This window comes from Bradyrhizobium sp. 137 (assembly GCF_023074095.1).
In the GTDB taxonomy this organism is placed as follows: domain Bacteria; phylum Pseudomonadota; class Alphaproteobacteria; order Rhizobiales; family Xanthobacteraceae; genus Bradyrhizobium.
The window spans coordinates 16554-41611 of record NZ_JADPKU010000122.1 but is presented as its reverse complement, the minus strand read 5'-3'; the positions used below and the strand labels follow the sequence as shown (position 1 = coordinate 41611).

General features: G+C 65.2%; 22 protein-coding genes. 11 read left to right on the top strand and 11 right to left on the bottom strand.

Features of this window, described 5'->3' with window-relative positions:
• The first annotated feature begins 2 nt into the window (after nucleotides 1-2).
• Both IVA78_RS30695 and IVA78_RS30690 read left to right on the top strand, forming a co-directional pair.
• Nucleotides 3-260, top strand: a complete 258-nt coding sequence (locus IVA78_RS30695; RefSeq protein ID WP_247469199.1) for a DUF433 domain-containing protein — start codon at nucleotides 3-5, stop codon at nucleotides 258-260.
• Nucleotides 257-622, top strand: coding sequence for a DUF5615 family PIN-like protein (locus tag IVA78_RS30690; protein ID WP_247469197.1), 366 nt, complete (start codon nucleotides 257-259; stop codon nucleotides 620-622). Before IVA78_RS30695 ends, IVA78_RS30690 begins: the two co-directional genes overlap by 4 nt.
• A 2-nt stretch (nucleotides 623-624) precedes the next feature.
• Here IVA78_RS30690 and IVA78_RS30685 read toward each other — a convergent pair whose 3' ends face one another.
• The gene (locus IVA78_RS30685; protein ID WP_247469195.1) at nucleotides 625-1299 is read right to left on the bottom strand and encodes a Crp/Fnr family transcriptional regulator; all 675 of its coding nucleotides are present in this window, start codon (nucleotides 1297-1299) and stop codon (nucleotides 625-627) included.
• Between the two features lie 232 nt (nucleotides 1300-1531).
• Here IVA78_RS30685 and IVA78_RS30680 point away from each other — a divergent pair, with 232 nt between their 5' ends.
• Together IVA78_RS30680 and IVA78_RS30675 are read left to right on the top strand one after the other, a co-directional pair.
• A complete protein-coding gene (locus IVA78_RS30680) occupies nucleotides 1532-3577 on the top strand; it encodes an AsmA family protein (protein WP_247469193.1) in 2046 nt (681 codons plus the stop codon).
• Between the two features lie 263 nt (nucleotides 3578-3840).
• A complete protein-coding gene (locus tag IVA78_RS30675) occupies nucleotides 3841-6288 on the top strand; it encodes an adenylate/guanylate cyclase domain-containing protein (protein ID WP_247469192.1) in 2448 nt (815 codons plus the stop codon).
• Between the two features lie 515 nt (nucleotides 6289-6803).
• Here the strand turns inward: IVA78_RS30675 and IVA78_RS30670 are convergent.
• The 4 genes from IVA78_RS30670 to IVA78_RS30655 form a co-directional block, all read right to left on the bottom strand.
• Entirely contained in the window at nucleotides 6804-7208 is a 405-nt protein-coding gene (locus IVA78_RS30670) for a PIN domain-containing protein (protein WP_247469190.1), read from the bottom strand.
• Nucleotides 7205-7435 (bottom strand): AbrB/MazE/SpoVT family DNA-binding domain-containing protein, encoded by a 231-nt coding sequence (locus tag IVA78_RS30665; RefSeq protein WP_247469188.1) that lies wholly within the window; start codon nucleotides 7433-7435, stop codon nucleotides 7205-7207. Before IVA78_RS30665 ends, IVA78_RS30670 begins: the two co-directional genes overlap by 4 nt.
• Nucleotides 7436-7688: 253 nt before the next feature.
• Nucleotides 7689-8945 carry a Spy/CpxP family protein refolding chaperone gene (locus tag IVA78_RS30660; protein ID WP_247469322.1) on the bottom strand — a complete coding sequence of 419 codons (1257 nt, stop codon included), beginning with the start codon at nucleotides 8943-8945 and terminating at the stop codon, nucleotides 7689-7691.
• Between the two features lie 357 nt (nucleotides 8946-9302).
• Complete coding sequence (locus IVA78_RS30655) at nucleotides 9303-10352, bottom strand: LysM peptidoglycan-binding domain-containing protein (protein ID WP_247469186.1); 1050 nt, start codon at nucleotides 10350-10352, stop codon at nucleotides 9303-9305.
• Nucleotides 10353-10577: 225 nt separating this feature from the next.
• On the opposite strand from IVA78_RS30655, the gene IVA78_RS30650 reads away from it, so the two are divergent.
• Nucleotides 10578-13241, top strand: a complete 2664-nt coding sequence (locus IVA78_RS30650; RefSeq protein WP_247469184.1) for an EAL domain-containing protein — start codon at nucleotides 10578-10580, stop codon at nucleotides 13239-13241.
• A gap of 257 nt (nucleotides 13242-13498) precedes the next feature.
• On the opposite strand, the gene IVA78_RS34450 is transcribed toward IVA78_RS30650, so the two are convergent.
• Both IVA78_RS34450 and IVA78_RS30645 read right to left on the bottom strand, forming a co-directional pair.
• Complete coding sequence (locus IVA78_RS34450) at nucleotides 13499-13621, bottom strand: hypothetical protein (protein ID WP_346275330.1); 123 nt, start codon at nucleotides 13619-13621, stop codon at nucleotides 13499-13501.
• 84 nt (nucleotides 13622-13705) lie between these two features.
• Complete coding sequence (locus tag IVA78_RS30645; RefSeq protein ID WP_247469182.1) at nucleotides 13706-13882, bottom strand: hypothetical protein; 177 nt, start codon at nucleotides 13880-13882, stop codon at nucleotides 13706-13708.
• 122 nt (nucleotides 13883-14004) lie between these two features.
• On the opposite strand from IVA78_RS30645, the gene IVA78_RS30640 reads away from it, so the two are divergent.
• Together IVA78_RS30640 and IVA78_RS30635 are read left to right on the top strand one after the other, a co-directional pair.
• Complete coding sequence (locus tag IVA78_RS30640; RefSeq protein WP_247278648.1) at nucleotides 14005-14142, top strand: hypothetical protein; 138 nt, start codon at nucleotides 14005-14007, stop codon at nucleotides 14140-14142.
• A gap of 125 nt (nucleotides 14143-14267) precedes the next feature.
• Nucleotides 14268-15392, top strand: a complete 1125-nt coding sequence (locus IVA78_RS30635; protein WP_247469181.1) for a beta-propeller fold lactonase family protein — start codon at nucleotides 14268-14270, stop codon at nucleotides 15390-15392.
• A gap of 55 nt (nucleotides 15393-15447) precedes the next feature.
• Here the strand turns inward: IVA78_RS30635 and IVA78_RS30630 are convergent, their stop codons facing one another.
• Entirely contained in the window at nucleotides 15448-15606 is a 159-nt protein-coding gene (locus IVA78_RS30630) for a hypothetical protein (protein WP_247469179.1), read from the bottom strand.
• A gap of 158 nt (nucleotides 15607-15764) precedes the next feature.
• Here IVA78_RS30630 and IVA78_RS30625 point away from each other — a divergent pair, with 158 nt between their 5' ends.
• Nucleotides 15765-16658, top strand: coding sequence for an HlyD family efflux transporter periplasmic adaptor subunit (locus tag IVA78_RS30625; protein ID WP_247469177.1), 894 nt, complete (start codon nucleotides 15765-15767; stop codon nucleotides 16656-16658).
• A 184-nt stretch (nucleotides 16659-16842) separates the two neighbouring features.
• On the opposite strand, the gene IVA78_RS30620 is transcribed toward IVA78_RS30625, so the two are convergent.
• Complete coding sequence (locus IVA78_RS30620) at nucleotides 16843-17694, bottom strand: caspase family protein (protein WP_247469175.1); 852 nt, start codon at nucleotides 17692-17694, stop codon at nucleotides 16843-16845.
• 419 nt (nucleotides 17695-18113) lie between these two features.
• Between IVA78_RS30620 and IVA78_RS30615 the strand changes: the two genes are divergently transcribed.
• The 3 genes from IVA78_RS30615 to IVA78_RS30605 all read left to right on the top strand — a co-directional run bounded on the left by IVA78_RS30615 (nucleotide 18114) and on the right by IVA78_RS30605 (nucleotide 22141).
• On the top strand, nucleotides 18114-19844 hold the full coding sequence (locus IVA78_RS30615; RefSeq protein WP_247469173.1) for a hypothetical protein: 1731 nt from the start codon (nucleotides 18114-18116) through the stop codon (nucleotides 19842-19844).
• 271 nt (nucleotides 19845-20115) lie between these two features.
• Nucleotides 20116-20847 carry a thermonuclease family protein gene (locus IVA78_RS30610; protein ID WP_247469171.1) on the top strand — a complete coding sequence of 244 codons (732 nt, stop codon included), beginning with the start codon at nucleotides 20116-20118 and terminating at the stop codon, nucleotides 20845-20847.
• 106 nt (nucleotides 20848-20953) lie between these two features.
• Nucleotides 20954-22141, top strand: a complete 1188-nt coding sequence (locus IVA78_RS30605) for an aminotransferase class V-fold PLP-dependent enzyme (RefSeq protein ID WP_247279741.1) — start codon at nucleotides 20954-20956, stop codon at nucleotides 22139-22141.
• A 180-nt stretch (nucleotides 22142-22321) separates the two neighbouring features.
• On the opposite strand, the gene IVA78_RS30600 is transcribed toward IVA78_RS30605, so the two are convergent.
• Nucleotides 22322-23428, bottom strand: coding sequence for a hypothetical protein (locus IVA78_RS30600; RefSeq protein ID WP_247469169.1), 1107 nt, complete (start codon nucleotides 23426-23428; stop codon nucleotides 22322-22324).
• Nucleotides 23428-24864, bottom strand: a complete 1437-nt coding sequence (locus tag IVA78_RS30595; protein ID WP_247469167.1) for an MBOAT family O-acyltransferase — start codon at nucleotides 24862-24864, stop codon at nucleotides 23428-23430. The genes IVA78_RS30600 and IVA78_RS30595 overlap by 1 nt, the downstream gene beginning before the upstream one ends.
• Nucleotides 24865-25058 lie beyond the last annotated feature (194 nt).

The window sequence follows — 25058 nt, the reverse complement described above, 5'->3', positions numbered from 1 at the left end:
CCATGCGCTATGTTAGCCCCATGACTTTCTCGCGTATCACGATCGATCCTGCGGTCTGCACCGGCAAGCCCTGTATTCGCGGGATGCGATTTCCGGTCGCGCGGCTGCTCGGCTTGTTGGCTGCCGGCGAAACACGTGAATCCGTGTTGAACGACTACCCGTATCTCGAACGTGAAGACATCGACGAAGCGTTGCGCTACGCGGCCTTCCTTGCCGAGGATGAATCCGTCGAGCTGCACCCCGCTGTTACGGCGAAGTGAAATTCATCATCGACATGCCCCTCTCGCCCTTACTGTCGCACTGGCTGGCAGAGATGGGGCATGATGCGGTGCATGCTTCCGCGATTGGCTTTCATTCTGCAAGCGATGTGGAGATCATCGATCGTGACAGACAGGAGGATCGCACGATCATCACGGCGGATCTCGACTACCCTCGCCTGATCGCGACTGCGGGAAGTGACAGCCCAAGTCTCATTCTATTCCGAGGGGGCGACTGGACGGAAGCGGCCGTCCGGGCCCGATTGGCGGAGGTTTTATCTGCCCTGCCTGAGAACGAAATCCAGGATAGCATCATCACGATCGACCGGGAACGTGTGCGTCGGCGCAGACTCCCGATCGCTTGATTCTACTCGTTCCGTGCGATCGCGGTCAGCTTCGTCATGTTCCTCAGCAATATCCGGCCGCGCTGGAGATCGAGGATTGCCTCCTTGCGCCAGGCCTGAAGCTGGCGGTTGACACTTTCACGGGCGGCGCCGACGAAGACGCCGAGCTGCTCCTGCGAGATGTGCACCTCCGAGCCGAAATCGGCGGCGAGCGCGCAGAGCCGCCGCGCCAGCCGGACCGGCAGCGGTTGCAGCATGGATTCCTCCATGCGCTCGCTCTGCCAGCGGATGCGCTGACAGAGCAGCGCGATGATCTTGATCGCGACCTTCGGCTCGCGCTCGAGGAAACCGAGGAAATCCTCGCGCCGCAGCACGAACAATTCGCTCGCCTCGCCCGCGGTCGCATCGGCCGTGCGGCTCTGGCCGTCCAGCACCGCGACCTCACCGAACAGGTCGCCCGGCCCCATGAAGTTCAGCGTCAGCCGGCTGCCGTCGGAGGCGCCGGTCTCGATGCGGACCTGGCCGCGGCGCACGCCGAACAGCGCGTCTCCTGGATCGCCCTTCTGAAACAGCACCTCGCCGCTCGCCAGATGCTCGGTGTGGCAGAGACCGGACAGCCGCTGGAGTTCGTCCGCGCCGAGGTCAGCGAACATCGCGTTCATCTTCAGGATGACCGCAAATTCGGCCTGCTTGCTCATTTCAATGTCCTTGTCAATTTACTCGTGAATGTCTTTGGCAAATCGCTTGGAACCATCAGCTTAGGATCGCGTAAACCGCGCCGGAGAAGTGTGGCATAAGTCACATAACTTTGCAGCACCTCCCGACTATTTTTGCGCGCTTGGAGCCGCTTCCCGTCCCGGGATAAACTCACGTGCAAATGACGGTAATCTGCCGGGTTCGCCGCCGATTGTCCGTCGCTGGGAAGTCGACATGAGAGCTATGAAGTTCGTCGGCGCGGCAATAGCCGCCGTCATCATCGTGATCGCAGTCCTTCTGGTGGTCGGAATCCCCTCCGGCTTCCTAACCTCGACGATTGCCACGCGGGTCGAGAGCGCGACCGGCTATCGCCTGTCGATCGACGGCACCACGAAGATCAGCCTGTGGCCGACGCTGAACGTCACCCTGGGCGACCTCACGCTGCAAGACCCGAAGGACCGCAGCGGCATCACGCGCCTGACGGTCGCTAGCGTGCAGGCCGACATGTCGCTCTCCAGCGTGTGGTCGGGCCGGCCGAAGATCAGCGAGCTCGTCGTCACCCATCCCGTGCTTTACCAGCCGCTGCTGCGTGAGCGCCTGCCGAATGCCGGCACCGCGACGAAGCCGCTCGCGCTCGACACGAATGGCGCGACCATCGACCGCGTCAAGATCACCGACGGCGAGATTGCATTCGCGCGCGTGCGCGATCGCGTCGAGGGCCGCATCAGCGCCATCAACGCCGAGGCGATCGTTGGTGGCGATCGCAAAGTCAACATCACCGGCGCCGCGCGCGTCGGCGAACATCCAACCAAGTTCGACATCAAGGGGACTACGCCGGCGGCGGCCGGCGACCGGCCGACGATCCCGGTCGACTTCGCCATCGACATGCCTGACGTGCTGAAGTCCCAGCTCGCAGGTCACGCCGAGATCCGGCTGAGCGGCGACATCTTGATGATCAACGGCCTGAACGGCAGGCTCGGCGACAGTCCCTTCAACGGCTGGGCTTCGGTCGATATCGCGAGCAAGCCGCTGGTCAAGGTCGATCTCGACTTCCAGCGGCTCGCGATTCCGCTGGCGAAATCGCCGGAGGGCGCAGCCGGACAACCCTGGAGCAATGCGCCGATCGACGTCTCCGGGCTCAATTATGTCGATGCCCAGATCAGGATCTCGGCGAACGAAGCCGTGATCAGTGATGCGCGGCTTTCGCCGCTCGCGCTCGATGCAAAACTCGCCGGCGGCGTACTGAAGGCCGGCACCGCCAATCTCGGCGCCTATGGCGGCCAGGTCTCGGGCGAGGTGATCCTGGACGCGACCACCGGCGCGCCGAGCTTCGCCATGCATTCCGACCTCGTGGGCGTGCGCGCGCTGCCGCTGCTCCAGGGGCTTGCCGAATTCGACCGCATCGACGGCAAGCTGCAGGCCAAGCTCGCTTTGCGCAGCGCCGGCACCAGCCAGCGCGCGCTGATGGCGAACATGCAGGGCACGGCCTTCGTCAATTTCCAGGACGGCGCGATCCGCGGCATCAACGTTGCGCAGATGATCCGCTCGCTGACCACGGGCACGCTGTCCGGCTGGCAACAAGACCAGGACCCCAGCCGGGACCAGAGCACGGACCTGTCGCAGCTCTCGGCCTCCTTCCGCATCGACAAGGGCCAGGCGGTGACGACCGATCTCAATCTGATCGGGCCGCTGGTGCGCGTCACCGGCGCCGGCACCATCGCCCTTGACACCAAGATGATGGGCTTCCGCGTCGAGCCCAAGCTCGTGATGACGACCGAGGGTCAGGGCCGTACCTCCGATCCGGTCGGCTTCGGCATCCCCGTGATGATCCAGGGCACCTGGTCGCAGCCGCGGATCTATCCCGACATGGCCGGCGTGCTCGACAATCCGGATGCCGCCTATGCCAAGCTGCGCGAGATGGGCAAGGGCCTGTTCGGCCCCGATGGCGGCGGGCTTGGCAATATCCTGGGCGGCCTGGGGTTGGGCGGCACCGCACCGGGCAGTGGCAACGCGACCGCCAATCCACAAGGTTCGCAGCCGGGACAGAACAATCTGCTCGGCGGCCCCTTGGGCGAAGCCATCGGCAATCTAATCCAGCAGGGGCTTTCCAGCGGCGCCGGGGCCGGCGCTGGCACCGGCCGCAGCCGCAGCCTGCCGGCGCCGCCACCCACGCCGGCGCCACAGGCCTCGCCTGCCGCCCCCGCCCTGGAGGACCCGCCGGTGGTACAGCAGGACAGTCAGCCAATGAACGACGTGCTGCGGCAGCTCTTCAATCGATGATTGACGGACCCGCGCACTGGGCTCCACAGCGATCCCTTACATCGGCCTGCCTGCCCCGGCTTCTCTCCGTATGGAGGAAGCCGCTGCAATTCACCCCTTTTCCACGCGCTGCCTTTCCACCTGCCCCGGCGCCCACAGCGGGTAACCACAACGGCGGCTCGGTCGGGCCCCTTGGCAATCCTTGGCCCGAATTGTGGTAGAAGGCTGCCAGGGCCGGTGCGGCCCGTAGCGCGCAGCGTCAATGGCGGCGCGAGAGGATCGGGATGGCAGGAGCGAACGACAAGACACGGTTTTTACGCGAGGGCCTGTTCGCCAAATACGTTGTCTCCCTCGTCGGCCTCGTCGTGTTCGTGCTCGCCGTCAACGGCGCGATGGAGACCTGGATCTCCTACCGCGCCACCAGGACGTCGCTGATCGACGGGTTGGAGGACAAGGCGCAAGGCGCTGGCCGGCGGGTCGAGCAGTCGATCTCGGAGCTCGAGCGCCAGATCAGCTGGGTGACGCGGGCGAGCCAGGATACGCTCGAGAAGCGCCGTGCCGACTACGCGTCGCTCCTGCACCAGGTCTCGGTCGTCAGCCAACTGTTCCAGCTCAACGGCGAGGGCCGCGAGGTGCTGCGCGTCTCGCGCCAGTCGACCACGACGGGGAGCAATGCCGACCTCTCCCGCGACATGCGCTTCACCGACACCGTCGCCCGCGGCGTCAGCTACGCGCCGGCCTGGTTCGCCGACCGAACCCCTTACATGTCGATCTCGGTGGCGCATTCCGGCTTCAACGCCGGCGTCACTGTCGCCGAGATCGATCTCAGCTTCCTCTCCGAGCTCCTGTCCGACGCCCAGGTCGGCAAGGCCGCCTTTGCCTATGTGGTCGACCCGCGTGGCCGCGTGCTGGCGACGTCCTCTAGAGGGCCCGATGTCGGCAAGGATCTGTCGAAGCTGCCGCAGGTCGCGGCCGCGATCGCGCCCGGCGGCGAGCCGGACACGTCGGGCACCGACTTCAACGGCCATGCGGTGATGAGCGCCGCGAGCACGGTGCCGAAGCTCGGCTGGAGCGTATTGTTCGAGCAGCCGGCCACACAGGCCTTGATGCCGATCCGCGACCAGCTCGTGCGCATCGCGCTCCTGATCGGCATGGGCCTGATGGTCGCGATCCTCGCCGGCACGCTGCTCGCCCGCCGCATGATCATCCCGATCACGGCGCTGCGCGACGGCGCCCACAAGCTTGGCGAGGGAGATTTCAGTCATCGCATCGATGTGCGCACCTCGGACGAGCTGGAAGACCTCGCAAGCCAGTTCAACCGCATGGCCGATCAGATCCAGGAGACCTATTCGAACCTGGAGACCAAGGTCGAGGAGCGCACCCGTGATCTCGCGCAGTCGATCCACGAGCTCAAGGTGCTGGAAGAGGTCGGCCGCGCGGTCGCCTCCTCGCTCGATCTCGATGCCGTGCTGCCGACGATCGCCGCCCGCGCCATCGAGATCACCCGTGCCGATGCCGTGCTGATCTTCGGCTATGACGCGGAACAGCGCCGCTTCAGCCTCGTCGAGGCCAATGGCATCGGCAAATCGGCCGACGGTGCCCACCTCATCATCGACGAAGGCGAGAACATCCTGAGCGATGCGGCGGTGAGCGGCGAGCCGATCGCGCTGGCCGATCTCGACCATGCCTTCGAGCAGCCGTTGCGCGACGTCGCCGTCAATGCCGGCTTCCATTCGGTGCTGGTGGTGCCGCTGGTCGACCAGCAGGGCACGCTCGGTTCGCTGGTGGTGCTGCGCCGCGCAAGCGGCGAATTCGCCCCCAGCATCATCGGCCTGATGCGCACCTTTGCCAACCAGGCGGTGCTGGCGATGCGCAATGCGCGGCTGTTCACCGAGGTCGATCACAAGAGCCGCGCGCTGGAGGCGGCGAACGAGACCGTGCGCGCCCAGGCCGACAAGCTGCGCGAGCAGACCGAGCAGCTCAAGGACTGGAACAAGTCGCTGGAGGCGCGGGTCAAGACCCAGCTCGGCGAGATCGAGCGCATCCGCAAGCTCGAGCGTTTCCTGGCGCCGCAGGTCGCGCAGCTGATCGCCTCCTCGGACAGCCCCGAGGGGCTGCTCACCAGCCAGCGCCGCGAGGTGACCGTGGTATTCTGCGACCTGCGCGGCTTCACCGCGTTCACGGAAGCGACCGAGCCGGAAGAGGCGATGAACGTGCTGCGCGAATATCACGCCGCGCTCGGCAAGCTGATCTTCAAGTATGAGGGCACGCTCGACAAATATGCCGGCGACGGCGTGATGATCCTGTTCAACGCGCCGATTCAATTCGAGGACCACACAAAGCGCGCCGTGAAGATGGCGGCGGAGATGCGCGACACCATAGGCCCGTTGACCGAGCGCTGGCGCAACCGCGGCCATAGCCTCGGCTTCGGCATCGGCATTGCGCTCGGCTATGCGACGCTCGGCCAGGTCGGCTTCGAGCAGCGGCTGGAATATGCCGCGATCGGCAGCGTCACCAACCTCGCCTCCCGCCTCTGCGGCGAGGCCAAGCCCAACCAGATCGTGGTGAGCCGCCGCGTCTACGGCATGGTCGAACCCTGGGTCGAAGCCCGCGCCCTCGACGATCTCCATCTCAAGGGCTTCAATCACCCCGTGCTCGCGATGGAAATCTTGTCCTGGCGCGAGGAGGTGGAGAACGTGGTGAATGCGGCCGCGGTGCGGCGGCGAGGCTAGCCAAGACAAAAGTGCGAAAACAACCCCATGCACAGTAGGCGGGGGCTGCAAGATCAATGACTTACGAGGGCCTCGCGCGGGTGCTGGCGTGGTTTGACACGTCGGGCAAAACACTGGCAGGATGGCAGCATCCCCCACATCCCCACGAACCACATCCCGCCTCCTCGCGACTGACCATCGCCTCAACGGCGAGGTCAGAATCGGATGGAGACGATCGTGGCGTTTGCCTTGCCTTCGCGTGCGTATGATTTGCAGATGCTGGACCGTCCCGCCGACGTGCGCGCGATCACGGCTGGGTCTATTGGCTGCCGCCGGGCATCACGAGCGAACAATGGCCGCTCGATCCGGTCAGCGGCTATCCGCTGATGCACGGCTTCACGCTTCTTCTGCCGGAGGATTATCGCGTGCATGGCGCGGACATCGTCGCGGTGTCGTTCTTGCCACCGCGCCCGATCACAATGACGGCGGAGCGCTCGATGACCCAGAAATCCGCGAGGCCGTGCTGGCGCGAGCGTTCACGGCGTGTCCCCAAGAAACGGATCGACGATGGTGAGCCCGCCGATGCTGCGGCCGTGTTGCAGGTCTTCGCTGTAGAGCGTGTCACAGCCGGCCTCGATTGCCGCGGCAACGATCAGAGCATCATAGAACGCAAGGCTGTGATCGCGGGCAAGCGCAAGCGCCGCAGCGTGCGTGTCTGATGTCAGCGGCACGATGTCGGGAAAACGAAAGCTGAGGGATTGCACAGCGGCGTCGATCACGAGCCAGTCCTGCTTCTGCTTCTTGCGCAACACGTTGGTGAACTCGTTCAGCACCTGCGCGCTGATAGCGCCACCGCCGGCGATCGTAGTCAGCGCCCTCTGGCGCCGGGCGTCGGTCGAGTAGGCGTAGATCAGGATGTTGCTATCGAAGAAGGCGCTCACCTCTCGTTCGCCTCGTCGCGGTCGAACTTGTAGCCTTCGGGCAGCGGAAACTGGAATTGCTCCGCCTGCCTGAGAAATTCCGCCCGCTTGTCGATCTTCTCCACTTCGAGCTGGCCCTTCGAGGCTGCCACCACATTGAGTTCGTCGCCTGGTGAAAGCTTCAGAGCCTCAACGAGTGCCTTGGGCAGGCGAACGGCCAGGCTATTTCCCCACTTGGAAACGAGCATGGAACCCTCGCGATATACAACATCGTTGTATATCATAGCCTGGATATCATCCAGTTTCAAGAGGCCCAGTACCCGACTTATCGATGCGTCCGGCGTCCTTCGTCGCCTAAGGAAGAACATCCGAGTGCCGCGGCAGGAGCACAGGGCTCATCCGCAGGATCTGCAGGACGGCAGCCCTTCGAAGGCGGGCATGGATTGCCTGTGGTGCGCAGCATCGCCGACATTTGCGTTGCAGATACTTGGAGCTGGGTGATCACGCCCCCCGCTTCGGCCCGATCGCTTCGAAGCCGGCCTTCTGCTCGTCGCTCAGATCCGCCTCGAAATCGTCGAGTGCATCGCTGACGCCGCTGACGGCTTGCAGCATTGTCTCCAGCCGCGCCTTCACGGCGGCAAGGCGGGCCTGCGGTGTCGCGGCGGCCTCCGCCGGGCAGGCGCTCAATGTCTCCATGGTGCGCAGTGTGGTGTCCTGGAGCACGTCAAGGCGGGCGCGGGCGACCTCGTCGAGCTTGAGCGCGGAAGCAATCTCGGCAACGGGCCATTGCTGCTGCACGAGCTGCTCGTATTGGCGCTGCGCCTTTTCGTCATAGCGAGGATCATAGTCCGGCTTGCAGGCGGCGGCCGCCTGCGCGTCCTTGGGCAGCGCCGCCGCAAGCGCGGCGCGACGCTCATTGGCGAGCGCATTGAGTCTTGCCTTCTGGTCGTCATTGAGGAGACCGACGAACTTCGAAAGCGGCGGCGCAATCGCGTCAATGGCCTTGGTCATAGCCTCAAGCCGCTCGCGGATCAGGCCGAGGCGCTCGGCGGCCGTGGCCGGGGCCTGCGTCGGGCAGGCGGCACGGATGGTGTCGCGCGCAGCGGTCCAGGCGGATGCGAGCTCGTCGAGCGCGGTGCGCTGCGATTCGTTCGGCGCCACGGCGGCGGTGACCCGCTCGACGGGGAGGCCGCCGGCGTCGCTGGCTTCGCAAAGAGTCTCCGCGGACGGAATTCGCCGCGCGCGGCGGCCTTGCGGCGCGATGTAGGCGGCAAGCTCCGTGGCGGCGTAGGGCGCGAAGATCGCCGCATAGATGTCGCCATAGCCATAGAGCGAGAGGTTGGTGGTGTCGCCGAAGATGATCGCGGTGGTGAGATCATCATGCGCGAACGGCCAGAACACCGGGCCGACCCAGCCATAGCTGCCGTCGGGATGGCGCCACCATCCCTGCGGACGGCGACCGCCCTGCCAGCCCGACAGCGCAGCCTGCGCCGTGAGCGCCGCACGCAGGACGTAAGGGTTGGCAGGCTGGCCGCGCTCGGCGCCGCGGGGATCCTGCGACCTCAGCGCGGCCGCGCGATATCGGCCACCGCGCACCGCCATGCGGGTATGGCGCAAGCGCGACATGCCGATCATGTGGCCGACGGCAAAACGTGCAACGCCGAGCGGACCGCCGCGCAATCCGAACTGGGCCTCGGCCTTGTCAGGCAGCAGCACTGCCACACACATGAGGGCAGCGCCCGCCAACGCCAGTCCCATGCGTCCGGACACGAAAGCTGACCCGACCACCTCGGCCTCCTCCCAGCGCCAAGCGCGCACCACGCCGCATCACAATGACGCCTGGCGGAACCGATTGTTCCGGAGCGGCACAGGGCAAAGCGTCGCGGCAGCTCCCCGCTTGCGTCAGGACTATCGCGCATATGGCGCTTGGCCGGGCCTGAGGGCACGCCTCGTCCTTCGAGACGACCGCTCCGCGGTCTCCTTACAGGATGAGGCTAGGCAGCATCGGTGCCCGTTGAAACTGCTGCCGCGCTCATCGTCCTCATCCTGAGGGCCCGCCTGAGGCGGGCGTCTCGAAGGATGGCCGCAGAGAAGAGCGAAAGAAGAAAAACCGCGTCACTGCGCCTTTGGCGGCATCACGACGGTCTGGCCGGGATAGATCAAATTGGGATTATGGATCTTGCTGCGGTTGGCGTTGAAGATCACGGCGTAGCGGGCGCCGTCACCGTAGACGAGCCGGCTGAGCGCCCACAGGCTGTCGCCGCGGGAGATCACGCGGCTGCCACCCGCTTCCGCCGGTGCACCATTGAGATTGAGTGCGTCCGCCGGCGAAGCCGATGCCACTGCGGTCGCCGCCGGTGCGCGGGCCATGACCTTCGGCTTCGGCGCGCCAGTCAATCTGGGCCGAGCCGCGGGCCCGTCGGGTGCCGAGGCCAGGCGTGGCGCCGCCGAGGGCAAGGAGGCCACGACTTCAGGCCTGTCGTCGGGTTTCTCGGCCTGGTTCGGCGCTTGTTTCGCTTCTTGCTTCGCTTCCTGCCGCGCGGCCGGTATCGGGCGCGCGGGCGGCGGCGCGGCTTCGGCGATCGTCACCGGCATGGAGCGGGCGGATTGCGTGACGGTCCCGTCGGTCGATTTCGCCCGCAGGGTCAGCTCATAGGAACCGGCAGGAAGCTGCGGCGGGGTCATCACGAACTGCCCCGACGCATCGGCCACGACCGAATCGAGCGGCTTGCCGTCGCGCAAGAGCTCGACCTTCGCACCCGGTGTGGCCCGGCCGGCGATCACCGCGGCTTCGCCATGATCGTCGATCCGCGCAACGTCGAAACGGGGGCCCGCATCGGTCGCAGCCGCCGGCGGCTTGACCGGCGCGAGATCGGCCAGCGCCGCGACCTGTTTCTGCGTCTCGGCCAACGCACCCACCTTCGGCTCGGGCACCGGCGAGACGGTTGCGGCCGGCGCGCTGGCGGCAAGCTTCGGCTCTTCCGACTTGGGATCCTGTTTGAGTTCCGGTTTGGGTTCGACCTTTGCCGCCGGCTTGGCGGCGACTTCGGTGTTCGCCTCGCCCGTCAGCAGCAGGCGGCGCAGGTCGGTGGGGCCGATCACCAGCGCGGTACCGCCCACCGCGAGCAGAGACAATGCAATGAAGGCCTTGGATGCGGTGATCATCGAAAATGAACCTTAGTCAGAACCTGGGTCGCAAATCAGCGGACGCGGCAAATTGCGCCGATTTGGCTGCGGCAGCAAGACGATCATTGGGATGACAAGCCTCCGTTCAGGCGCGCCCCGGATGACCGGCGCCAGCCCGCGCGTTCCAATTCATCCTTCCCTAACCCTCGCTGGTAACGGGGTCTTGGCGGTTTTGCTGCATCTTGCGTTCCACGGGAGGGCTGGATGGGCACATCGATTGGATCGACTGCGCGGATGCGCGCGTTGCTGCGCCGTTGGCGCGGGGCACCGCTGACATGGCTGATCGTCGGCGGCTTCGTGCTGATGGCCGCGACCGCCGTCGGCACCGCGCTCACCGTCGACCGCTTTCGGCAGAATGCAATCGAGAGCGGCCGCGAGAGCCTGCAAAACTCCGTCCGCATGCTCGCCCGGCATTTCGACCGTGAGTTCGAGGACTTTGCGGTGCTCCAGAAGAGCATCATCGCCGAGCTCGAAAGTCATGGCATCGAATCCGCTGAGGTCTTTCGCAGCGAGATGGGCACGCTCGCCGTGCACGAGGTGCTGCGCGCCAAGGCCAGCGGCTGGTCTGACGTCGCCGGCGCCAATGTGTTCGATTCCGAGGGTGTGCTGATCAATTCGTCGCGGCGCTGGCCGGTTGCCGCGATCTCGGTGGCCGACCGCGGCTATTTCAATCGCCTCAAGAACGATCCGGCCGCGCAGGAAGAGATCGAGATCGTACGGGGCCGGCTCGGCAACGGACCGGCGATCGTGTTTGCGCGGCGCGTCTCCGGCCCGCACGGCGAATTCCTCGGGCTGGTCTCGCGCGCGATCGCGCCGGAGCAGCTCGAATCCTTCTTCGCCTCGACCGGGCTCGGCGAGGAATCCTCGATTGCGATGCACCACCAGAACGGCCAGCTGCTCGCACGCATCCCGCATGTCGATGACATGATCGGGCAGAACTTCCGCAAGGGCACGCCCGAGCAGATGGCGGTGTTCGAGCGCACCTTCGTCACCACCCAGCTCGCAAGCCCAATCGACGGCAAGGACCGCATCGTCGCCGCGCGCCTCCTCACCGGTGAGCCGCTGGTCGTGGTCGCGACCAAGTCACTGGATGCAACGCTGGCGACCTGGCGCACGCAGACGAAGTTCTTCGTCACGGTGGCCGTGCTGTCGATCGGCCTGCTCGTGCTGACGCTCTATCTGATCTTCCGCCAGGTGACGCACCGGCTCTCGCTGGAGAAGCAACGACTCGACACCGCGATGAACACCATGACGCAGGGCCTGTTGATGTTCGATCAGGACGAGCGGCTGATCGTCTGCAACCGGCGCTATATCGAAATGTACGCGCTGTCCGCCGACGTGGTGAAGCCAGGCGTCCATTTCCGCGACGTGATCCGGCATCGCCACCACACCGGCTCGTTCCACGGCGACGTTGAGTCCTATTGCGACGATATCCTGAGCCATATCGGGCGCACCCAGAGCGCCATCGTCGAGACCGCCGACGGCCGCCTGATCGAGATCAAGAACCAGCCGGGCGCGGCCGGCGGCTGGCTCGCGACCCACGACGACGTCACCGAGCGCATCCGCGCCGACGAGCGCATTGCGCATATGGCGCATTACGACGCGCTGACCGACCTGCCCAACCGCGTGCTGATGCGCGGCCATCTGGAGCGCCGCGTCGCCGAGCTCGGCCAGGGCAAGCCGTTCGCGATCCTCTATATCGACGTCGACGAGTTCAAGGGCGTCAACGATTCGCTGGGACATGAGGTCGGCGACGAGCTGCTGCGCCAGGTCGCAAGTCGCCTGCGCGCCTGCGTCAGCGGCAACGACATGGTCGCACGGCTCGGCGGCGACGAATTCGCGATCATCAAGGCCGGCACCAACGATCAGGCTCAGCTGGCCGCGTTGGCGGAAACGATCTTGAATGCGCTGCGAGCACCCGTCAATTGCAAGGGCCAGGAAATCCCGACCGATGCCAGCATCGGCATCGCGATCGCGCCCGATCACGGCGACAATATCGACGACCTGCTCAAGCGCGCCGATCTTGCGATGTATGCGGCGAAGTCGGAAGGGCGCCGCACCTTTCGCATCTTCTCGCCCGAATACGACGCCAAGGCGCGGCAGCGCCGGCAGCTCGAGCTCGATCTGCGCCAGGCGCTCGCGCGCGGCGAGTTCGAGGTGCACTACCAGCCGCTGGTCGACCTCGCGGCCAATGTCGTCACCGGCTGCGAGGCGCTGCTGCGCTGGCGCCACCCCGAGCGCGGCATGGTTTCGCCGGCGGACTTCATCCCGGTCGCCGAAGACACCGGCCTGATCAGTGAGATCGGCGAATGGGTGCTGAAGCAGGCCTGTACCGAGGCCGCGAGCTGGCCCGGCCAGATCCACATCGCGGTGAATGTCTCGCCGGTGCAGTTCCGATCGCGGACGCTGGCGCTCAAGGTCGCCGCGGCGCTCGCGGAATCGGGGCTGGCGCCGGGACGGCTCGAGCTTGAGATCACCGAGACCGTGCTGATCCGCGACGACGAGGAGGCGCTGACGATCCTCCAGCAGCTGCGCGAGCTCGGCGTGCGCATCGCGCTCGACGATTTCGGTACCGGCTATTCGTCATTGAGCTATCTGCACCGCTTCCCGTTCGACAAGATCAAGATCGACCGCAGCTTCATCAGCGACATCGGCGAGCCCGATGATTCCTCCCCGATCGTGCAGGCCGTGGTGCACATGGCTGCCGCGCGGCACATGGCGACGACCGCCGAAGGCGTCGAGACCGAGGCCCAGCGCGAGGTGCTGCGTCAGCTCGGATGCAGCCAGATGCAGGGCTGGCTGTTCAGCCCGGCCGTGCCGGCGGCGAAACTGAAGCAGCTCTTGTCGGCGCAGGCCGCGGCGGCTTAGCGGCGCGCTCCATTACGGCCGCTCCATCCGCGATGTCCGCGCAGCCATAGAACGCACCGGTCCGTACAAGTACCGACGATTGATTTGAAGCTCGACTCGATCAGGGAGCGAGAATGACGAAGCGTGTTCCGAAAGCGAGTGTGCGCCGGTGTCAGCATCATGCTCGAAGACGAATGGACGCGCAGTGACGATCACATCCCGATCTCATCGGGCTTTTTCGCGCAGCATGCAGGATGACGTCGCGGAGGGACGAAAGCTCACATCAGGCCTTTTGCGGCACGGACTTCGGCGATCTCGGCGTCGGGATGGGCGACGATGGTGGCGAACATGATGCCGCTGATGATCAGCGACCAGACGGTGTCCCAATAGATCCAAAACACGTGCCAGCCTCCGTTTCGATCTCCTCCGCCCGGGGATCAGGATAACGGCAAGGCGAGGCTGCCGTTCCCGGTGCGCATGCGGCGCTATTTTTGTTTGGTCGGCGGGGAGCTGCGACCGGTTTGACCGGTGTGGCGCTTTGCCACGACGTCCTCGTCGCGCTCGCCCTCAAGCGGACGCGGCGGCAGCTTGGGCTGGCCTTTCTGGCCGCCATGCTTGCCGCCCATGTCGGGCTTGCCTTCGAGATCGTTTTCACGGGGCATAATGCTTCAATGCGCGGGGGCGGCATTGGTTCGCCTGTGAACGAGGTCATAGGATCGCCGCGGTTTGCGGTGCACGATCGTTGGCCCGGGGCATCGCGATTTCGACCGGCGGATTAGGGCTGATGCGGAGACGACTGATCGCCTGGACCATCCTGACCTGCGGGCTGCTTGCGGTCACCGTATGGACCGTGCTCGGGCCGCCCAATCGCCCGCCCGGCCCGCATTTGCCCTCCCGCAGCGTGACGGCGGCGGTGCGGTAGCCATCCTGAGCCACCGATACAATTTCGGCATCGATCAATCCCAACTGGAATTTGGTGTGACGGCGCGCCTCCCGCTATCCTCAACGGCAAAACGACAATGCCGCACCGGCTTTGAGGAGGAGACCATGTTGAGACCGACCCGACGTATCGCGCGGCGCCTGCCGCGCGCTGCGATCGCCACCACCCTCGCCTTTCTCGCCCTCATTCCTGGAGTCCGTGCCGGCATGGCCGAAACCTTCGCCTATGTCGGCAACGCCGACAGCAACGACATCAGCGTGTTCAAGCTGGCCGAGAGCGGCGAGATGACACCGGTGCAGACGGCCGCTTTTACCGGCATCGAAAAGCCGGGCTCCTCGACGCCGCTCGCGATCACGCCTGACAAGCGCGTGCTGATCGCCGGAATCCGCTCGCAGCCATACCTTGCGGTGAGCTTCGCGATCGATCCCAAGACGGGCCGGCTCAGTCATGTGGGCAACGGGCCGCTCGCCGACAGCATGGCCCATATCGCCGTCGATCGCAGCGGCAAATTCCTGTTCAGCGCCTCCTATGGCGGCAACAAGGTCGCGCTCAATCCGCTTGGCGCAAACGGCGTCGCCGGCGAGCCGAAGCAGATAATCCCGACCGGGCTGAACGCGCATGCCTTCCTGCCCTCACCCGACAACCGCTTCGCGTTCGCGACCAATCTCGGCTCCGACCAGGTGCTGAGCTTTGCGTTCGACGCCACGACCGGCACGCTGACGCCGAGCGATCCACCGGCCCACAAGGTGCCGGAAAAATCGGGGCCGCGGCACTTCGTGTTCCACCCCAACGGCAAGTTCGTCTATCTCGTTCACGAGCTGAACGGCGACGTCGCGGCGTTCAGTTATGAGGCCAAGAGCGGCGCCTGGACCGAGACCCAGCGCACCACCGTGCTGCCCGAGGGCTTCAACGGAAAGCCTTGGGCTGCCGACATCCACATCACTCCGGACGGGCGCTTCCTTTACGCCTCCGAGCGCACCACGAACACGCTCACCGCCTACAAGGTCGATGCAACAAGCGGCAAGCTGACCACGATCGGCAGCGTGCCGACCGAGAAGCAGCCGCGCGGCTTCAACGTCGATCCCTCGGGGCGCTATCTCGCCGCGGTCGGCGAACTCTCCGACGGAATGACGGTCTATGCGATCGACCAGAGCAGCGGCGCGCTCGCCAAGCTGAAATCCTATCCCACCGGCAAGAAGCCGAACTGGGTGGAGTTTCTGAGTCTGCCGTGAGGGAGGCGCGGCCGGCCTGCGCTAACATCGGTAGTTTCGCGCGGCCTGCCTCATATCACCGGGCATGGACCGTCAGATCGTCTTCAAGTGCCCCCGGACCGGCTTGAACGTGCAGCATCGGCTTGGCGACGATCATCTGCTCGACCGCTCCACCGGCATGACGGTCGGCGATCGCCGGAGCTGACGGCCGGTCCTGCGCTGCGACCTGCCCCATCCGGCGGGAGCGAACCTGATCGCCAATCCCGCGACTAATCAAGGACTTGCCGCGGCGGCCCGCGCCGGCGTGGCATCCCACCGTGGGACAACGCTGCCGTAGTCCGGCCCGTTGCCATCTGCTATCGATTGAAGGGCTTGAACCCCGTGGAATTTTCGATGCGTCATTTGCCCCGTGCCGTTGCTCGAAGCCTGTTTCCCGCAGCCATCGCCGGAGTGTTCGCTCTCGGCCAATATCCGGCCGGAGCCGCCGAGGACGATGCCCCCAAGGGGCCGGCAGTCACGGTGCTGAAGGTCGCGAAATCCTGCTTCTCCGACATCGTCGAGGCCACCGGCACGATCATTGCGCGCGAGGAAACGTCGGTGCGGCCCGAACGTCCGGGCCTGAAAGTGACCGAGGTGCTGGCGGAAGCCGGCCAGACCACCACCGCCGGCCAGGTGCTGGCGCGGCTGGCGCTGCCGGAAGGCGGCACGCTTCAGGTCACCGCGCCGGTGGCGGGCGTGATCGCCACGTCGACCGCGCAGATCGGCAATTTCGCCTCGGCCAAAGGCGAGGCCCTGTTCACGATCGTGGCGCGCAGCGAATACGATCTGGTCGGCCTGGTCGCGACCACCGACATGCGCAAGCTCGCCGTCAACCAGCAGGCCACCGTGCGCATTGCCGGCGCCGGCGACATCGATGGCAAGATTCGCCGCATCGGACCGACCGTTGAGCCGAACATCCAGCAGGGCATGGTCTATATCGGCATCTCCTCGCAGAAGCGCCTGTTGCTGAATGCGAGCGGCCGCGCGCTGATCAAGACCGGGCAGAGCTGCAACGTCGCGGTGCCGCTGACGGCCGTGCAATATTCCTCGGCCGGCACCGTGGTGCAGGTGATCCGCCGCAATCGCGTCGAGACCAAGCGCGTCGAGATCGGATTGATGGCGGGCGGCAATATCGAGGTCCGCGACGGACTCAACGATGGCGACGTCGTCGTCGCCCGCGCCGGCGCGCTGCTGCGCGAGGGCGATCCGGTGCGTCCGGTGATGGCGAGCGCCGAAGCGGCGAAGTAGAGATTGAAGAAGCACGATGCTTCACCCTCCCCTGGAGGGGAGAGTCGCTTCGCATGCAGCGTAGCGAAATGCGAAGCGGGGTGGGGTGATCTCTCGGCACGGGCACTGTTCGTGGGGAGAGATCACCCCACCCGCTCGCGCTACGCGCGATCGACCCTCCCCCTCCAGAGGAGGGTAAGAAAAACTAGCCGCCGGCTTCGCCGAAACGAACGTCCTCGAGCAATGACGACGAGATGCTCGGGACCTGGTCGCCTTCGCTGGCGCGGGAGATGGCGACGCGGGTCTTGTTGAAGACGCTTTCGGCGCTGCTACCTTGCGCATTGAGATTGTTGAGAAGCTCGCTGACGAGCACGCTGTGCTCGCCCTTGCCGTCGTCGACGACCTTGCCGGGCGAGGCCGAGGAGAGGATCAAGGCGTTGTCGGCCGCGCTGATCGGCGCGAGGCCGTGGCTGTAGGAGCGGAAGCGGCGCTCGTAAGGGTTACGGCGAGAGGCGTCGACGACGACGAGCTTGGCCTTGGCGCCCTGCTCCTTCATCATCTCGAGCACGCCGTCGATGGAGACGCCATGGCGACGGACGTCGCTTTCCTTCCAGATCACGGCATCGATCGGCAGCATGTAGCTCTCGCGGCCGGCCTGCACGCCGTAGCCGCCGAAGAACAGCATGACGACGCTGTCGCGATTGATCCGGGACTTCAGGCGGTTGACGGCGCGGACCATGTCGTCCCTGGTTGCGTCTTCCACCATGTCGACGTCAAAGCCGTTCTTGCGCAGGGACGACGAGAGCGCGCGGGCGTCGTTGATCGACTGCGTCAGCGGCGCGTTGGCGTCAGGATAATGTCCATTGCCGATGACCAGCGCCAGATGCGTGGCCTGGCCGATCGAGCCCGTGATCTGGTCGGTCGAGACGGCTTTGGCGGCATCGATCGCCCGCATGTTGAGAGCAGCATGGGCGCCGATCACGAGCGACACCGTGCCGATGAGGGCGGCGGCGACGGCAATCGTGCGTCTGGAGAGGTCGAGCTGCCTTACATTCATCTCGGTTCGTTCCTGTGCCAAAGACCAGCCAAGCGCGCGCACACTGTTTGAGTAGCGCGATAGCGTCTTTAGGTTTGAGGGATCGGCTGGGGATGTGCCCCCGAATTGCGCGCAATTTGCGGCGCCGCACCAAACAAACCTTTAACCGCATATAGGCTCCCGGGCAATAGATTGCTCAAAATTCGAGCTAAGTCGCTGAAGATGTTAGTTAATCTTCCGACCTGGGTTTATCCATTTTTTGCTCCCCGTAGCCTTCCGGGGCGGCATCAGGCAGCCTTCGTCCCGGCCTTTTCTGTGACTCCCATCACGTTTGTATTTCCTGCGAATCCGGGTAGCTTTTTCAACGACTTGCAGGGGGTGGCGCGCGGCTGGGAGCGTGCCGGCCGGCCCCCGGCCCATGCCCCGCGACCAGGTATTTCATGAGCTTTCAATATTTTGCCGGCGCCGCCTGCCACGCGCTGACGGCGCGGAAGGACGGCCCCTCGCTTTATGAGGTCTGCGATCCCGTGCTGGCGGGTCAGGCCAGCGGCGATCCGCATCTGGCCAAATTCTACAAGACTGCGCTCGGCAATCCCGCGCTACGGATGCTGCTGCGACGGGCCGGACTGCCCGAGCTGCGCGACGAAGCGAGGCTGACGGCGCTGCGTCAGGCACTTGCCCATGCCCGCGACGAGGCCGAGCCCGACTGGGCGGCCGTCGGCCAGCCCGTGGCCGATCTCGTCGACAGCATCGCGCTCGACCATCCCAGGCCGCCGCCGGCCATGTTCGTCGGCAAGGCGCCGCACCAATCGCAGATCGACGGCGTGATCCGCGACTGCGCACAGCACCTGCTCGCCTCGTACCGCAAGAACGGTTTCCTCTCGACCTACGCCGCCTTCAACCTGATCGGTGATCCCGATTGTCGCGGACGCGAGCTGATCATGGCGCTCACGGGCCTCAACGCGCGCGGCTACAAGAACTCCTCGCTGCTGTTCAACCTCGCCCGCGTCTTCATCGCGCGTTCGCCGGCCCGCGCCGTGGTCCATCCGCCCTGGCGAGGGGTTGCCGAGCCGATGTGGGAGCCGGTGCAGATCCGCCACCGCTCGGCCTATTACGATGCGTTCTTCATCGAGGCGCTGCTGAGCTATGTCGAAACCGGACTGGCCTCACCCGCCGACAAGGTCGCGGCAGAGCGCGCGATCGCCAACATGGTGGATTTCTGCATCAATATCAGCCGCGAGGAGGTCGAGGGCATCGACGGCGCGCGGTTCAATGTCATCACGGCGCTCGCGCCGGCACCGCATCCGCGCTTCTCCCGCTTCTTCGCCCAGATCAAGCAGGATCTCGGCTTCGGAATCTACGTGCCGGATTGCGACACCACGGCCTGCTCGATCTCGGCAGCGACGCAGGCCGGCTGCACCGATCCGATCATCGACCAGCCGCTCTTGGATTTCTACGCCGGCTACCAGGTCCGCGCCGGCGTCAACGCGCCGCGCGTGACGGTGCCGCTGAACGACCATATCGACTACGAAGGTGGCGTTGCGACCTGGATCGACAATCTCGCGGGCGAGCGTCCTTACGGCAACGATCTCGATCCGACGCTCAATCTCGACGTTCTCGAGGTCAGCTTCCGCAACCTGGCACGCTGGAAGATTCTTGAGACGCCATCGCGGCTCGCCACCGTGCATCGCATCATCGGTTTCCAGAAGCGATTGGCGGCCAGCGGCGCTTTCGCCAATCCGCGCTCGCACATTTATTATCTGCCGGAGCTCTACAGTGCCTATTTCGGCCGTTGTTACGCAGCGTTCCTGGCGCTGCCCTTGGCGGCGCAGGCCGCGATCGATCCTGACGGCGATTTCGATTTCATCCGCCACCGCGTGCTGTCCTACGTCAAAGGCGAGTTGATGGCCGCGGAGATGAACGCGTTCGACGCCGCACTGGCGCTGATCGCGCTCGGCCATCTCGGCGCCGACCCGCGCGCCTTCGCGCCGGCGCTGAACGTGATCGTCGCGAGCCTCGGCGAAGGCGGACGCCGTGGCCCGTTCCGTGCCTATGAATGGAACAAGATGAAGACGCCGACGCGAATTCTGGTCGGCGGGCCGGAGGTGACGTCGGCCTTCGTGCTGATGGGGCTGGCGGTGGCCCGGCGAGCGATGGTGGGGCGGGGGTGAGCTGGTCTCGTGCCCCGGACGCAGCGCAGCGCTTCTTCAGCGGTGCGCTGCAGAGCCGGGCCCATGTCACCAAGAATTATGTCCGTGATTTTCTGGGTCCCGGCTCTGCGCAGCAGCGTTTCACGCTGCAGCGCGTCCGGGACACGAGAGTGGTGAGCCGCCACAATGACGGGAAGTTGAAAGCCCATCTGTTAGGCAGGCGCTGGCCGAGTGGCCCAAAGCTGACCACAATCGCGGGGTCTATCGAGATTTTCATCACACGCGGACCGGCATGTTGCGAAAAGTCCTGATTGCGCTGTTCTTGCTCGGCTTATCCTTGCCCTCGCTGGCGCAGGCCGCCGACATCACCGGCATGGCAAAAGTGCGCGCCGGCGATACCGTCGTGATCGGGAACACGCGAATCCGGCTCGGCGGCATCGACGCCCCCGCGCTCGACCAGCTCTGCCTCAACACCAAGACCGAGCGCTGGACCTGCGGCGTCGCTGCGCGCGACGAGCTCGCCAAACATACCGAGGGCAAGAGCTGGGTCTGCCACACCCGCGCCATCGACCGGCGCGGCCGCACCGTGGCCCGCTGCGAGGTCGGCGGCGAGGACATCCAGAAATGGCTGGTGCGCAGCGGCTGGGCGCTCGCCTACACCCGCATGTCCCATGATTACGATGCGGACGAAGCCGCTGCACGGGAGGCCAAGGCCGGGATGTGGCAGGGCGCGTTCATCGCGCCCTGGGACTGGCGCGTCCGCAACAAGAAGACCGCCATCCTGGGCGCCACCAAGCCGCCCGACGGCGCCCATGCGGTGCTGCTCGCCTCGGCCTCGGGACCGGTCGCGCCTTCGCCTGATTGCACCATCAAAGGCAACGTCAATAGCGCCGGCGAATGCATCTATCACCAGCCGAGCAGCCGCTGGTACACCCAGATCAGGATGAAGATCAGCAAGGGCACCCGCTGGTTCTGCTCGGTGGAAGAGGCGGAAGCCGCCGGCTGCCGCGAGACCAGGAGATAAGCGCTACAGCCCTGCGTTTAACGTGCTTTTCTATGGGCGCGCCGCCGCGTAAAAGTGTGATTCAGCGACCCACCAGCCTGTCCTCCAAAAACAAGGACCAACAGCAATGACCGTTCGCGCGGGCCGGGAATTTCTGGCCATCCCCGGGCCCACCACGATGCCCGACGAGGTGCTGCAGGCGATGCACCGTCCGGCGATCGACATCTACTCCAAGCAGATGACCGACCTGACCGAGGGCCTGCTCAGTGACATCTCGAAGCTGTTTTCGACCGAGGGCAAGTCCTACATCTACATCGCCAACGGCCACGGCGCCTGGGAAGCGGCGCTGAGCAACGTGCTGTCGCGCGGCGACAAGGTGCTGGTGCTGGAGAGCGGGCGTTTTGCGATCGGCTGGGGCAATGCGGCGGCGCTGATGGGCGCCGAGGTCGAGGTGCTCAAGGGCGACTGGCGCCGCGCGGTGCGGCCGCACGAGGTCGAGGAGCGCCTGCGCCGCGACAAGGAGCACACCATCAAGGCGGTCGTCGTCGTCCAGGTCGACACGGCCTCTGGCGTGCAGAACGACATCGAGGCGATCGGCAAGGCGATCAAGGCCAGCGGCCATCCCGCGCTGTACATGGTCGACACTGTCGCCTCGCTCGGCTGCATGCCGTTCGAGATGGACAAATGGGGCATCGACGTCGCCATGTCCGGCTCGCAGAAGGGTCTGATGACGCCGCCGGGCCTTGGCTTCGTCGCCGCTAATTCGCGTGCGCGCGAGGTGCACAAGACAGCCAACATGGCGACACCCTATTGGAGCTGGAGCGAGCGCGAGGGCACCGAGCACTATCGCAAATATGCCGGCACCGCGCCGGTGCATCTGCTGTTCGCGCTGCGCCAGGCGATCGATCTCCTGCACGAGGAAGGACTGGAGAACGCGTTCCGCCGCCACAGCCTGCTCGGCGAAGCCGCGCGCCGCGCGGTCAACGTATGGTCGGAAGGCCAGGTGCTCGGCTTCAACGTGGCGGAAGCCAGCGAGCGCTCCAACACCGTGACCACGGTGACCATGAGCAACGGCCATGATCCGGCCGTGCTGCAACGCTATTGCAAAGAGAAGTGCGGCGTCGTGCTCGGCACCGGCATCGGCGATCTCTCGGGGCAAGCCTTCCGCATCGCCCATATGGGCCATGTGAATGCGCCGATGCTGCTCGGCACGTTGGGCGTGATCGAGATCGGGCTCAATGCGCTGAAGATCCCGCACGGCAAGGGCGGGCTGGAAGCCGCCGTCGCGTATCTCGGCGAGGAAGTGGCGGTGTAGGCGCGGCACGCTCCGCGCGGGTTTCTTCCTTCTCCCCTTGTGGGAGAAGGTGGCGCGAAGCGCCGGATGAGGGGTTCTCTCCGCGAACTCATCAAGCGGTTTCGCGCGCGGAGAGAACCCCTCACCCGTCTCGCCGCTCACGCGGCGAGCCACCCTCTCCCACAAGGGGAGAGGGGAAGGTCAGTGCCCGATGCGATACGCCGCGACCTGCGCCTTTAGCTCATTCAGCGGTGCAAGCGGCGCCTTCGGATCGACGCGATACTCCCCACTCGCCAGCCACTTCAGCACCTTCGCATCAATCACCGGCGAATGGTGGATGACGTCGCTGTAATTGCCGAGATCGTGCGTCACCTCCTTGATCGCGCGGAAATCGTGCAGGCGCACGTTGGGAAGCTGCGTCAGCACTTGCGCAATGCGTGCAGTGAGATCGGTGACGATCTTCAGCGTCTCGGGGGATGCATCGCGCATCGCGACGAATTGCAGGATCGAATAGGGCGGGAAGTAGATGTCGAAGGTCACGTCCGGATGGCGCGTGATCAGGCCGAGCGCATCGCACTCGAAATGCCGCACCATGGCATCGTAACCATAGCCTTCACCGAGGAAACGGCTGCGCGCGGGAGCGGTGATGTAGGCGAAGGCGGCAAGCGCCCGCTGCGCATTGTAGCCGCTCGCGACGTCAAAATCCCGCGGCAGCGCGTAGATGTCATCGACGTCGGACAGCGCAAACCTAAGGGGGAGATAGGGCGCCGCCCGGGTCAGCGGCTCTCGCAATGACGCGACCGACCGCAGCAATGCGAACACGGATTCCTTCGCCATCGCAGCGCTGAAAAGATAAGACCCGATCCCCCTGGCCGTCCTGCGATAGAGATCGACGGACAGATAGGGATCGGCCTCGATGTCGGCCGCATCGATAAAGATGAAGTCGTCCATCGCCCAGATCACCCGTTTTGCGCCGCGCTCGATGGCCTGCTCCAGGACAAAAGCCTGCTGGCGCGAATTGGAGCCGGTCATCGCCAGCTTGAGCGAACGGACGCCGAGCGCACGATCGATCTCGCTCTGGCGGAAATGGATCGCGAGTGAGGTGCCCATGAAGGCGGTGTCGAACGACTGGCTGCGGATCAGCCCGGCATTCTGCACGCGCGTGTCCTCGGAATAGAAGGCTGCGACGAGGTACGAAGGGCGGAACAGTTGCAGGGGATCGACGACGTAGTTGAGTGCCGCCGCGCCCAGAACGCACGCAATGTTCGCGAGCAGAAGACGCCTTAGGTGTGTGAACGGCGTGCGCATCAGAACCGGAAATAGATGAATTCGCTGTGGCTCTGGATGCCCAGAATGCCGAACGCGAGCACCAGCGACGCGCCATAGAGCACCAGCGGCCGCATCCGCCCTGCCCGCAAGTGCTCGCCGACCCTGCGGTTGGCGTGATCGTATCCCATGATGCCTTGCGTGTTCGGCGCCAGCCACACCAGTGCGGCGTAAATCGTGACCTGCACCAGCGCCGCGATCTCCTCGCGGCCGAAGACGATGTTCGATAGATCAGCCATCGCGTGGAGCACCCGCAACGCCCAGGCAACGCTCTCGGCGCGGAAGAACACCCAGGCGACGACGACGGCGAGGAAGGTCAGCACGGCGCCGGCGATGCGGACCGGCCTCGCAAGAAGCGATGGAACGTCCGGCACCAGCGCGTTGAAGGCATGATTGATGCAGAGATAGGCGCCGTGCAGCGCACCCCACACCACGAACGTCCAGGCCGCGCCGTGCCAGAGCCCACCGAGCAGCATCGTGAGCATCAGATTGACGTAGCGCAGCATACGGCCCCTGCGATTGCCGCCAAGCGGGATGTAGAGATAGTCGCGCAAGAACTGCGACAGCGTCATGTGCCACCGCCGCCAGAACTCGACGATGCTGACGGCCTTGTAGGGCGAGTTGAAGTTCACCGGCAGGAAGATGCCGAACATCAGCGAAATCCCGATCGCCATGTCGGAATAGCCGGAGAAGTCGAAATAAAGCTGGAACGTGTAGGCGAGCGCACCACACCAGGCCTGGTCAAAGCTCGGGGAGCGCGTCTCGAAGGCGAGCGCGACCAGTGGCTGGATGCCGTCGGCAAGACACGTCTTCTTGAACAGGCCTATGGCGAAGATGATGACCCCGCACAGGATCAGATGCGCATCCGGAAGCTTGCTCTCCTTCCGCTCGAATTGCGGGATCATGTCCTTGTGATGGAGAATCGGTCCTGCGATCAGATGCGGGAAGTAGGTCACGAACAGCGCGTAGTGCGGCAGCGCATAGGCCGCGACCTGCCCTCGATAAGCGTCCACCAGGAACGCAATCTGGGTGAACGTGTAGAAGGAGATGCCGACCGGCAGCAGGATGTGGACCGCGAAATGCGTGCCGGCCAGCGCATTGATGTTCTCGGTGACGAAGCCGGCATATTTGAAGATGCCGAGCACGAGGAGATCGCCGATGACACCAAGAGCGAGCGCCGCCTTTCGGTGCGGCGACGTGAGCTTCGCCACGATGAGGAGATGGCCGACGCCAGAGTTGAAGGCGATCGAGATCAGCAACAGGGTCAGGAATTGCCAGCTGCCGATGGCGTAAAAAGCGAGCGAGGCCGCCGCCAGCCAGATCACCGGCGCCAGATTGCTGCGCCGCCCGAGCCAGAAGTAGCCAGCCAACACGGGCGGCAGGAACAACAGGATGAACGGATAGGAATTGAACAGCATCAGGCTGCACCGGCGGCGGGGATATGGGCCGTAAAGCATACCAGGGCGAGGTCAACAACCCGGTGAGCTGGCACGGTCCTTGCCGCTAGCTGCGCTAGCAATTCGCGGTCCCGTCGCCATATGATGCGCGACCTGCCGCCGCCCATGGCCGTCATTGCCGGGCTTGACCCGGCAATCCATCACTCCGAACTTCG